The sequence below is a fragment of the Acinetobacter sp. YH16052 genome (assembly GCF_013417155.1).
GTDB lineage: Bacteria > Pseudomonadota > Gammaproteobacteria > Pseudomonadales > Moraxellaceae > Acinetobacter.
In genome coordinates this window covers 1-1390 of record NZ_VPEO01000154.1, presented here as the reverse complement: position 1 = coordinate 1390, position 1390 = coordinate 1, and the positions used below count along the sequence as shown (strand labels likewise).

Annotated in this window: 1 protein-coding gene; it reads right to left on the bottom strand. The window is 40.4% G+C overall.

Translation table 11 applies throughout. The features are described 5' to 3' along the window. Positions 1 to 1009, bottom strand: a 1009-nt coding sequence (locus FTV42_RS16890; RefSeq protein ID WP_180039254.1) for a SulP family inorganic anion transporter, incomplete at its 3' end; no start/stop codon positions are given. Between the last annotated feature and the right edge of the window lie 381 nt (positions 1010 to 1390).

The following is a 1390-nucleotide window of genomic DNA, read 5'->3' as shown; positions in this document are numbered from 1 at the left end:
AGTTAAACGTGCCTATTGATACCATGATCATGACAGCTACCAAGGCCGCCATGGGAATGACCTTTAACCAGTCACTAAGAAAAACCACCAGAATTAACAGGAAAATACCGGCACAGAACGTTGATAAACGGGTGCGTCCCCCTGATTTCACGTCAATCACCGACTGGCCAATCATTGCACAACCGGCCATGCCACCCATAAAGCCAGAAGCAATATTCGCAATCCCTTGTCCCTTACATTCCTGATATTTATCACTTGGCGTATCTGTCATTTCATCCACGATAGTTGCTGTCATCATCGATTCAAGTAAACCTACAGCCGCCAGTGCGACTGAATAAGGCAAAATAATCATCAATGTTTCAATATTCAAAGGAATATTTGGAATCAAGAACATTGGAAGTGTGTCAGGTAAAGACCCCATATCGCCCACGGTCCGTACATCAATTCCTAAAGCGATTGCCAATAATGTGATTGCAATGATGCAGACTAGTGGAGAAGGGAGTAATTTTCCTAATTTGGGAACCAGAGGGAAGAGATAAATAATCGCCAAACCTAAAGCAACTAGAGCATATACATGCCAAGTCACATTAATCAGTTCAGGCAACTGAGCCATAAAAATTAAGATCGCTAACGCATTTACGAATCCAATAACCACAGATTTAGATACGAACCGCATTAACTTGGCAAGCTTTAAATAGCCTGCCAATATTTGAATCACGCCTGTCAAAATTGTTGCTGCCAGCAGATATTCAAGCCCATGCTCTTTGACCAATGTGATCATAAGCAGTGCCATAGCCCCGGTGGCAGCTGAAATCATGGCAGGACGACCACCTACGAAAGAAATCACGACGGCAATACAAAAGGATGCATATAGACCGACTTTAGGATCTACACCTGCAATAATTGAAAATGCGATGGCTTCAGGGATGAGTGCAAGACCGACGACTAATCCGGCAAGTACATCCCCACGGATGTTAGAGAACCACTGTTCTCGGACATTAGATAACATAAACATAGCCTGTTTTTTAATTTTTCAGATAGGCTAGTGATGTGATATATACGACACACAAGCTACTACACCACATCACTAGACAGTGATGAGTTATTTACTGATTTAAGAGGTAAATAAACTTATGGTGGCGTAAGTGTCATATTAAGAAAGATATCTATTTTGGAGGATTTCGGGGGCAATCATAGCAGCTAGCCCCTTTTCTATCCACCCTAAACGCAGTACTGAAGTAAAAGCTAAGAATTATCATAGATAATTTTAGAATTGATTTATGCCCATTTAACATAATGGAGGTTATACGAAATGCTTTTGTATATTAATATAAAAATCAATGACTTAGAATTTTAACCGTGATCACAAAAACAGCAGAAATCAACTTTT